Origin of the sequence: Streptomyces sp. WAC06614, assembly GCF_003949795.1 — a bacterium.
In the GTDB taxonomy this organism is placed as follows: Bacteria; Actinomycetota; Actinomycetes; order Streptomycetales; family Streptomycetaceae; genus Streptomyces.
The window spans coordinates 24,026-33,672 of sequence record NZ_RPRY01000045.1 but is presented as its reverse complement, the minus strand read 5'-3'; the positions used below and the strand labels follow the sequence as shown (position 1 = coordinate 33,672).

Here is a 9,647-nt window from a genome sequence, read left to right as displayed (position 1 = left end):
GCCCAACTGCGGGCCGGAGCCGGCCCACGGTAGCGTCCAGCAGCCCGCCCCCGGCGCTCAGCCGCAGCAGGTGGTGATGACCTGGCTCGAGGACGGTTCCTTGGCGGCCGTCACCACCGCCCGGCCCGCAGCCGAAGCCCTGGTCGGCGAAGGCTTCGCTTGGAACAGCTCGGCAAGCGCGTATGTGCTCGCCGGGGACGACACCCGCGCCCAGGCCCACGCCGTCCAGGCGGCCGGCGCCCGCCTCGGCAGCCTCGGTATCGCCACCGTGCTGCGCACCGCCGCCCGCCCTGCCACGGAGGTCGCGCTGCCCACTCCGCTGCCCGGCGCCCCAACCACCGCCCGCACGCGGTGACCCATCCACAGCACCGTCCCACCCACGCCCAGCTGGCCGCCGACAGCACCGGCCACCGGCAGCGCGTCCCACCGCTCAGCGCCGCCAGCCGCCCGCGGCTCGCCCGTTTCCTGCTGCGCCGCTACCTGCGCACCGCCGTCGTCAAGGCCGCCGGCCCCGACCGGCCCCGCCTTGCACCGCAGACGCGCGCGGACCCGCCGGCCGCCCCCATCCACCGCCACACCCGCTGACCACCGTCGGGGGTACGGCACATCCCCCTGGACCGCCCATGACCCCACCTGCCACCGCGCTCACCGAGAGCATCACCCGCCAGCTCGACCAGCTCTCTGCACACCTGTCCCAGGCCGGGCCCCAGCAGGCCGCGCAGATCCTCAAGCAGGTCCTGGACGCCGAGGACGGCATCCTCGGCCGGCTGACGGCCCTGGTCGGCACTGGCACCTACGTCACCAAGCACCATGCCCAGAGGGGCGTCTTCCCCGCGGAGATGTGGCTGGCACTCGGGCGCACCGCCAACACCCTGCACGACCTCGCCCTCGACCTGGACGAACGCCAGGAAGTCTTCGAGGAGATCACCTCGCGCCATTCCCTGACCACAGCCTCCCCGGCCGCCACGCAGGCCAACCCCCTGGTGGCGCGTGGGAGGCACCGTTGAGCAAGAGACAGCAGTGGACCGGCTGGGGCCAGGCCCAGCAGCACTACCTGGTCGAGCCCCGCTACCTGGCCGGCGGCGGAGACCTGCGCCACGTCGGCGAGTTCCTGCGCGCGTCGGGCTGGAAGGACATCGCCCGCCAGTCCGACACGATGCTCGCCTTCGACTCGCCCGACCAGATGGTGCGCGTGGCCTACCAGCCGCCGGGCGGCTGGCAGGTCCACGGGGCCGCGCACGGACATCAGCCGCCCTGGCAGGTGGCCCTGTCCCCGCAGACGCCGGTGGAGATCGTGGCGGGCCTGACCGATGCGCTGACCAAGCCGCGCTCGGCTCACGCCCCGAACGTGTGGGCGCCGCTCACCGATAAGTCGTGGAGCATGCAGCAGGACGAGTACTTCGTCGCCCAGAGCCCCGACCGGCACGCCGTCGTCCAGTACGTCCAACCCGGCGGTGACGGCAGCCAGAACCACTGGTGGGTCGGCGCCCGAAACGAGCACGGGCCCGTATGGAACGCTCACGCCACCGCGAGCACCCCGCTGCACCTGGTGCAGTCCCTGACCACGGCCCTGGCCGACCCGGAGCCGGTGATGCGCCCGCTCGGGCACGTCCCGCTCAGCAGGCGCATCCGCGTCACCTCCGTCTCCGTCCTGCCCGACCAGCTCGGCGCCTGGCAGCAGGCCCGCCTCTCCACCGCCCGGGCTGCGGCCTGGAGCCGCAACTGGGTCTCCTCCCGCGTCCGTACCGGCGCCCAGGTGCCCGGCTACGCGAGGACCCGATGAACCACCCCCGTGGCGGACAGCCCACAGCAGTGAGCGGGGCCGACAAACCGGTGGCGCTGGCACAGGTCGCTCCCCGCTACCTGGCCGGCGGCGGGGATCCGCGGTGGGTGACCGCCCCGCTGCTGGCAGCCGGCCCACATCCCCCTCAGTCCAGTCGTACGGCTCACGCGCCGCGACCGCCAGGTCGACCTGCTGCTCTCACCCGACCCGGACGACCACTGGTGGACCCTGCACCACGCCGGAGGCAGCACCGAGAAGGCGTGGACCATGCGCTTCGGCGCCCGGACCCCGGCCGAGATCGTCGCCGCCGTGACCGACGCCCTCACCACCAGCGCGGCCGACAGCCCCGCCGATCCGATGCAGGTCCTGGAGCACGCCGGTTGGAAGCACACCGTCCTCGACCACCAGATCTCCTCCCCGGACGGATTCGTCACCGTCTCCCGGCACCCGCTCGGCGCGATGAACGTCGAGGTCACGGCAGCCCACGACGGCCCCTGGGCTTCCGAGCCGACCGCCCGTACGGCCTGGCGGGCGTATTTCTCCGACCACACCCCGCCCCATCTGGCCACCGCCGTCCTCGCCGGCCTGGTCTCCACCGAGCCGTTGCTGCGAGACGAGAAGGGGATGGCCCCTTTCCTTCGCTACAGCGTCCCCATCGCCCCCGAACGTGTTCCGGCCCATCAGGCCGAGTCCGCCCTGCGGGACCGGGTCGACCGTCTCGCCACCCAACGCACAGGCACGCCGCCACCGCCGCAGCCTCCCGGCGGGCCACTGCCCCGCCGCACCCGCTGACTCCCCTTCGCTTCCCCACCCCCTTCACGGAACAGCGCGCCCTTGTCCCAGTCCAGCTCCTCTTCCGACGGCTACGACATAGCCTTCAAGCTCCTCATCGGGGTCTTCGCCGTCGCCATCCCCCTCTCCCATCTCGCCTGGCTCGGCGGGAACCTCACCGCCCTGCTCACCGCGCATCCCTGGGCCGGCTACCGACCCGCCGACGCTCTCATACGCCCCGACCAGCTCTGGCCCAGCATGGGACAAACGTCCCTGCTCCTCGGCGCCCGCGCCCTTCCCGTGCTCGCCCTGATCGCCCTCGCCACCGTCGGCGGCGTGTGGTGGAGCCGCCACAAGGACACCTTCGGCGGGAAGAACAAGCGCCGGGTCCAGGGCACCGCCAAGGTCAGGGACATCGAGCCGCTCCTGGCCAACGCGATCACCGCGAAGGCCCGCTCCCTGCGCCCCAGTCTGAAGGACGCCGACCGAATCGCGGCCTCCGACACCGGAATCCTCCTCGGCAACCTCCAGGGAAGCCGCACCGAAGTCCGGATGGGGTACGAGGACGTAGCGGTGGCGATCATGGCACCGCGCTCTGGGAAGACCACCTCGCTGGCGATCCCCTCCATCCTGGCCGCGCCCGGCGCCGTTCTCCTGACCAGCAACAAGGCCGCCGGTGACGCCTATACGACCTGCTTCGACGCCCGCAGCCAGGTGGGGCGGGTGTGGTCGATGGACCCCCAGCAGATCGCCCACGCACCCCGCACCATGTGGTGGAACCCCCTTGCGGACGCCAAGTCCCTGGAGGGCGCGAACCGGCTCGCCTGCCACTTCCTCGCCGCATCCGTGGACGCCTCCCAGCAGGGCGACTTCTGGTCCAAGGCCGGATCCAACATCTTGTCGCAGCTGTTCCTGGCCGCAGCCCTCGACAACCGCCCGATCACGGACGTGATGCAGTGGCTGGCCTTCCCCGCAGACCGCCGACCGCTCGATATCCTGCGCGACCACGGATTCACCTCCGTCGCAGCCCAGTTGAAGGGTACGGTCGAAGGCCCGCCGGAGACCCGGGACGGCATCTACGAGACCGCGAGGCAGTACGCGTCGGCCCTGCTCAGCTCCGACATCGCAGCCTGGGTCACCCCGCAGAAGGACGTACCGGAGTTCCGGCCGGCCGAGTTCGTGGCCTCCACCGACACGCTGTTCCTTCTCTCCAAGGACGGTGGCGGCGGAGCCTCCGCACTCATCGCAGCATGCGCCGACTCGGTGATGCGGGCCGCGACCGCCCGCGCCGAACGGACGGGCGGACGCCTCGACCCGCCCATGCTCGCGATCCTCGACGAGGCCGCGAACGTGTGCAAGATCAGCGACCTCCCCGATCTGTACTCGCACCTGGGCTCGCGCGGAATCATCCCGATAACGATCTTGCAGTCCTACAGGCAGGGCCAGAAGGTCTGGGGCGACGCAAGCATGGACGCCATGTGGTCCGCGGCCACCATCAAGGTCATCGGGTCCGGCATCGACGACCCCGACTTCGCGGACAAGCTCTCCCGGCTGATCGGCGACCACGACGTCGAGACGAAGTCCACCAGCATCTCGGACTCGGGCAAGTCCACCTCGATCAGCATGCGGCAGGAGCGGATCCTGCCCGCGGACCGGATCCGTGCCCTGCCCAAGGGCACCGCCCTCCTCTTCGCGACCGGTCTGCGCGCCGCCATGCTCGACCTTCGCCCCTGGTACCTCGAACCGGGTGCCGCAGAGCTGGCCGCCGCTTCCAAGGCTGCCTCCGACGCCATCACCACCCGGGCCATCGCCAAGGCCGCGATGACGCCGACCGTGCCGCATCAGGACAGCTTCGGGCTGGCAACATGAGCGACCTGATCATGGACCTCTTCGCCGGACCGGGCGGGTGGGGGCACGCCCTGCACGTCCTGGGCGTACGCGACGTCGGCCTGGAGTGGGACGAATGGGCCTGCAAGACGCGGGCGGCGGCTGGACAGACCACGATCCGCACCGACGTCGCCCTCTACCCCGTTCGGCCCTTCGTGGGCCGGACCCGCGGACTGATAGCGAGCCCGCCCTGCCAGGCCTGGAGCATGGCAGGCAAACGCCTCGGCTTGATCGACCAGCCGCTCGTCCACCAGGCCGTCGCGGACCTGGCCGTCGGCCGGGACACCCGGGAACAGTTGCTCACCGCCTGCCAGGACCAGCGGTCGCTGCTGGCCGCCGAGCCGATGCGCTACCTCCATGCTCTGCACCAGGCCGGCGAGCCGGAATGGGTGCTGATGGAGGAGGTACCCGACGTCGCGCCCTTGTGGAAGCAGTATGCTGCCGTGCTCCGCTCCTGGGGGTTCTCCACCTGGAGCGGCATCCTCAACGCCGCCGACTACGGCGTCCCGCAGACCCGGCGTCGGGCGATCCTGATCGCCTCCCGCACCCGCGCGGCGGCGCCGCCCGAGCCGACGCACGCCAAGTTCGGCGAGCCGGAAACCTTCTTCGGGCCCGGCCGCCGGACCTGGGTGTCCATGGCCGAAGCCCTGGGCTGGGGCCGCACAGACGGGCCCGTCCCCACGGTGTGCGCCGGCGGCGGCCCCGGAGGCGGACCGGAGCCCTTCCCCTCCGGCTCCCGCAAGACCCTCTCCGACTCCCGCGACCGCGGCGCGTGGAAGAACCCCCCGCTCCGTGGCCAGAACCCCACTGCTGGAGCTCCCTGCAATTGCACGGAGGAATCTCAGCGGACGCCGCGGTGCGCCAGCGGGCAGGGCTGGGTCCTGCGCAGCAACAGCCAGGCGAACGCGGCCATCCGGCCCGTGACCGAACCGGCCGCCACCTTGTTCTTCCGCAACCGCGCCAATGAGTGCGTCTGGACCACGACAGGCCCCGAGGAGCCGGCGCCGCCGGCGATCCGGATCACCGCCGAGGAGGCAGGGATCCTGCAGTCCTTCCCGTCGGCATACCCCTGGCAGGGCAACAAAGGGCAGCGCTTCTCCCAGATCGGGAACGCTGTTCCCCCTTTGCTCGCGGCCCACTTGATCGCGCCCCACATCGAACGCGTCATCAGCCGCGACGACTTCGTCCTGGCGGCATGATGCCCGACCCCACACGTACCGAAGCCGACGAGGATCTGCTGCCGTACCCGGCGCCGCCGGTGGTCCACTACGCCGAACAGGCCCTGCTCGGGGCCCTGCTCCTGGTTCCCGAACGGCTCAAGACCATCGGGCCCCTCGAGCCCGAGCACTTCGCCAACACCGCGCACAGCGCCCTGTTCGCGGCGATGCGCACGGTGTCCCCGCCCGCACCCGAGGTACACCGCACCAGCCCGGTGTGGCCGAACCAGCTCCTCGACGCGGCCCAGCCCCAGGCCCGAGCCCTGACGGCGTCCTACCTACACACCCTCATCAGCGTCTGCCCCACCGACGCCCACGCCCCTGCCTACGCGCAGATGGTCCGCTCCGGACACGCCCGCCGCGTTCTGCGCCGGCATGCCGGTCTCCTCGCCCAGGCCGCCCGCGCACCGGGCCCCGACCCGGCCGAGGCCGTCCTCACCCGGAGCGACGAGCTCGCCACACACCTCGACGAGCTCGTCACCGCCTTCCCCTCCCACCCCGGATCGATGCCCCGGACTCCTGCGGCGCGCAGGCCGACGGCCGAGCCATCAGCCGAGGCGGAGGACGACGAGCGAATGCTCTTGGCCACGGTCACCGCCCACCCTGACGAGCTGCTGCGGATGCGGTGGCTCCACGAAGGCGATTTCACGAACCCCTTGCACGCCGCGCTCTTCACCAGCCTGACTGCCCTCGCCCTCAGTGGTGCGCCCGTGGACCCCATCACCCTGCTCTGGGAGGCTCAGCAGACGGGTCTGCTACGCGACGGCCCCGGCCCCGCCGAAATCCTCGACCTGCTCACCTGCCCTGTGGGAGCGCCGGAGCACTGGGGTCAGAAGGTCCTTCAACGCGCTCTCCTCCGGCAAGCGGTCGCCGTGGCTGACCGGATCGCAGCGCTCACGGCGGACGAAGCCACCACCGTCCACCAGCTGGTCATCGGCAGCCGCCGAACCCTTTCCGCCCTCTCCGCAGTCCGGCGCCGCTGGCACGAGGCCACCGGCTCCCTCCCCCGCACTCCCCCGCCTCGGCGGCCCGCCGTCTCGCGGCCTTCCCCTGTCACCAGCGTCCGCCCGGCCGCGCGGGCTGGCCCTGGACCGCGCGCCCCCGCCCGACCCGGCCGATGACCACGTCCAACCCCAGCCGAAAGCCCTGCGTGCCTCCGTACCCCCTATGGCCTCCGCCTGGATCACTACCACGCCGTCCTCGCGACGACGTCCGGGCCAACGAGCGCAGCGACGACTCCGCCACCTGGATCCGGTGCACTCGTACCGAGCCAGCCGTACACCGGCCCTCACTCGCCATCACCGCTCCGGGGAGGTGGTGACGCCCGTGGCTACGTCGCACAGAGCGTAGTCGGCGGCAGTGTCAGCGGCTCACGCTACCGTCGAGGTGGTACCAGATTGACGTCTGGCACAGGAGGGGGACACGCGTGGGTGACGTCCAGTGGCCGAACGATCCGATGGCTTTCGAGCAGGCGATCGCCGTGCTCCTCAGCTGCATGCATCCGACGCTCCTCCGCGTGGACGGAGTCGGCGGCGACGGAGGTCGAGACGCCCAGTTCACCGACGCTGGCGGGCTGCACGTCTTCGAGATGAAGTCCTTCATCGGCAGGATGACGAAGGGCCGACGAGCCAAGGTCGAGCGGTCCCTGACGCGCGCTGCCCTGCTCCGGCCCGTCAGCTGGGACGTCGTCGTGCCAATCGATCTCAACCCGGCGGAGCTGGAGTGGTTTGACAGCCTCCAGCCGAAGTTCCCCTTCCCTCTCTCATGGCGAGGGGCGACATGGATCAAGGCCCGGCTTGTCGAGCACCCGGCCGTGCGTCGGTTCTACTTCGCCGACCATCAGGCAGAGCTCGGGCACCTGCTCCAGGAGATCGCCCGGAGGAACATCGCCCCGGTCGCCACCGCAGCCGATGCCGCCACACGGCTACGACAGCTGTGCGATCGCTTGGCCGAGCTGGACCCGCACTACAACTTCCGGATCACCGCCGGCCCCGGACAGCACACGGGAACGGAAGTTCTCCCTGCCTATCCGGGCGCCGACCGCGACCAGCCGCTCCACATCGCACTCAGCTTCACCGACCCTGACACCCCGGAAGGCCGGCGCGCAGTCTCGGACTTCGAGCGCTGCCGGAGGTACGGCGATCCCATCGAGCTGCCTACAGGCTTCCTGCATCTGTCCGGCCCTGCCTCACTGCTACCACCGACGAGTTCCGACCGGGTGCGCGTCGAGGCGGTCCCTGAGCCCCGCGACCTCCCAGCTCAGTTGATCGTCACCGACCAGGCAGGCAGACGTCTGGCCGCCCTTGGCCTGCACATGACGTCCATCCGCTCAGGCACCGATGGCGGAACGCTAACGGGAACTGACCCGAGCGGAGCCGTCACCTGCCGACTCCGTGTGGACCGCACTACGCGAGAGTCGTCCATCAAGATCGATGTGGAGGTGCCCGAACACCTGCGCCCTGCGCAGTGGCTGGACGTAGTGCAGTTCGCATCCCAGGCAGAACCAGGTACGAACCTGCACATGACCCTTGCAGGCCACCCCGTGAACGACCCCGCGCCCTTCCGCATCTCGCCCCGGCAAGGTGGCTCGGTACCGGTCCTGCACCTGCTCGAACAACTCGTCGCCATCGAGCGCTTGGCGGTGACCACCCTTCTGGTACCCAAGGATCCGAGCACTGGGGACCTTCTCACCGTACGGGAAGCGCATACCCTCCTGACGGGCGGGACGGTCGAGGAAGTGGTCTCCTCGGCGACCATGGAGGCCGACAACACCACATTCGTGCGAGGGCTCCTCGCAGGGGACCATCCGGTCCGGCTGCGCGAGAGCCACCCGGAATACGAGGTGGAGATCTTCGGCCAGAGTGTTCCCATCGGACCTGTAGTAAGAACGATGCCGCCGCTCTTCGTCTCCAGCCACGAACGCACTGCAGACGGCTGGCGGATCACCCTCACGCCTGGTCCCGAACCCGGAGCAAACCTGGCCACCCTCCAGCGCGGCACATAGCAGCCCACCTTCCCCGACAGGTCTTGGACCAAGCCGACACGGGTACATGCACCCGGCATGGCTTCGTCAGGCTGTGGCGTAACTGTGGCGGAAGTACTCCGCTGCCCGAGCCAGGTCCCGCTCGGAACGAAGCTGTAGCTCCAGATCGCCGGTGCCGTGGTGCCCAAGACCCGTTACGTCCCGGGTCAGACCCGGGACGAGGTCCACACTGTTCGGGTCTGTCTTGAGATAGACGAGGACCTTCTCCTTCTGCGGTGGGCACATGCAGGCGAAGTTCCGAAGCCGCTGGTACGCCGTGTACGTCTTGTTCTCGACCTTGATGACGCCATCACCCAAGCCGAGCAACAACTCGTCCACCGCGGCGTGGAGCTCCATCATCGCTGCCGTGCGCCGCTGCCGCACGGGCGCGGTGCGACGGCTGCCCGGCCTTCGCGGCGATGCAGGGCCGGCCGCCGAAGCCACTGTCTCAAGAGCCACGTGATGCACCCCGAAGTAGCGGTAGCGAACGAGGTCGATGCTGCGCCGGTACTCGCGCAGAGCGTGAATGTCGTAGCGGGTGTAGTCACCGGCTACGCAGATCAGCCGTGTCCCGCTCCACAGCAGCCGCGACGCGGGCTCTGAGCCGAGCCTGTCCTTCACCAGCTCCCGGAAGAAGTCACGGTGGTCCATCACCCAGGCCAGGTAGTACAGGCCTTGGTTGATCACGCCGGCGTGCGTGCCCCGCTTGTACTCGACGACGACAGGCGCATTGTTCTCGTCGAGCCCCAGGGAATCGATCCGGCCCCCGGGGAATTCGTACTCGCTCGCCAAGAACCGCACCCCCAGCATGACCTCCATGTGCGCCTCGATCAGAGCCTGCACGTCGGCCTCTACCTCAGCCAGCCGTGGCGCGATCTCCCTCACGCCGCTTCCGGTGCTGAACAGCTTCAGTCCGGACACCTCCCCCTCGTGGACCTGGCCTAACACCAAGAGGCGCGGGAGTATT

The 9,647-nt window shown here is 70.3% G+C and carries 9 protein-coding genes and 1 pseudogene; 9 read left to right on the top strand and 1 reads right to left on the bottom strand.

Annotated elements, in window-relative coordinates; all coding sequences use genetic code 11:
* The 9 genes and pseudogenes from EF918_RS36860 to EF918_RS09310 form a co-directional block, all read left to right on the top strand.
* Positions 1-355: pseudogene (locus EF918_RS36860) on the top strand (hypothetical protein); the annotation flags it as partial.
* Positions 352-585 carry a hypothetical protein gene (locus EF918_RS09345; protein WP_125643645.1) on the top strand — a complete coding sequence of 78 codons (234 nt, stop codon included), beginning with the start codon at positions 352-354 and terminating at the stop codon, positions 583-585. The pseudogene EF918_RS36860 and the gene EF918_RS09345, both read left to right, overlap by 4 nt.
* 38 nt (positions 586-623) lie before the next feature.
* On the top strand, positions 624-1,007 hold the full coding sequence (locus EF918_RS09340) for a hypothetical protein (protein ID WP_125643643.1): 384 nt from the start codon (positions 624-626) through the stop codon (positions 1,005-1,007).
* Positions 1,004-1,783: a DUF317 domain-containing protein gene (locus EF918_RS09335; RefSeq protein WP_125643641.1), complete on the top strand. Its 780-nt coding sequence runs from the start codon at positions 1,004-1,006 to the stop codon at positions 1,781-1,783. Before EF918_RS09340 ends, EF918_RS09335 begins: the two co-directional genes overlap by 4 nt.
* A 138-nt stretch (positions 1,784-1,921) precedes the next feature.
* Complete coding sequence (locus EF918_RS09330; protein WP_260610010.1) at positions 1,922-2,575, top strand: DUF317 domain-containing protein; 654 nt, start codon at positions 1,922-1,924, stop codon at positions 2,573-2,575.
* A gap of 42 nt (positions 2,576-2,617) precedes the next feature.
* Positions 2,618-4,423 carry a type IV secretory system conjugative DNA transfer family protein gene (locus EF918_RS09325; protein WP_125643636.1) on the top strand — a complete coding sequence of 602 codons (1,806 nt, stop codon included), beginning with the start codon at positions 2,618-2,620 and terminating at the stop codon, positions 4,421-4,423.
* Positions 4,420-5,640 (top strand): DNA cytosine methyltransferase, encoded by a 1,221-nt coding sequence (locus EF918_RS09320; RefSeq protein WP_125643634.1) that lies wholly within the window; start codon positions 4,420-4,422, stop codon positions 5,638-5,640. The genes EF918_RS09325 and EF918_RS09320 overlap by 4 nt, the downstream gene beginning before the upstream one ends.
* The gene (locus EF918_RS09315) at positions 5,637-6,779 is read left to right on the top strand and encodes a DnaB-like helicase N-terminal domain-containing protein (RefSeq protein ID WP_260610009.1); all 1,143 of its coding nucleotides are present in this window, start codon (positions 5,637-5,639) and stop codon (positions 6,777-6,779) included. Before EF918_RS09320 ends, EF918_RS09315 begins: the two co-directional genes overlap by 4 nt.
* 305 nt (positions 6,780-7,084) lie before the next feature.
* Entirely contained in the window at positions 7,085-8,662 is a 1,578-nt protein-coding gene (locus EF918_RS09310) for a hypothetical protein (protein WP_125643632.1), read from the top strand.
* 66 nt (positions 8,663-8,728) lie between these two features.
* On the opposite strand, the gene EF918_RS09305 is transcribed toward EF918_RS09310, so the two are convergent.
* The gene (locus EF918_RS09305; RefSeq protein WP_125643650.1) at positions 8,729-9,601 is read right to left on the bottom strand and encodes an endonuclease NucS domain-containing protein; all 873 of its coding nucleotides are present in this window, start codon (positions 9,599-9,601) and stop codon (positions 8,729-8,731) included.
* Positions 9,602-9,647 lie beyond the last annotated feature (46 nt).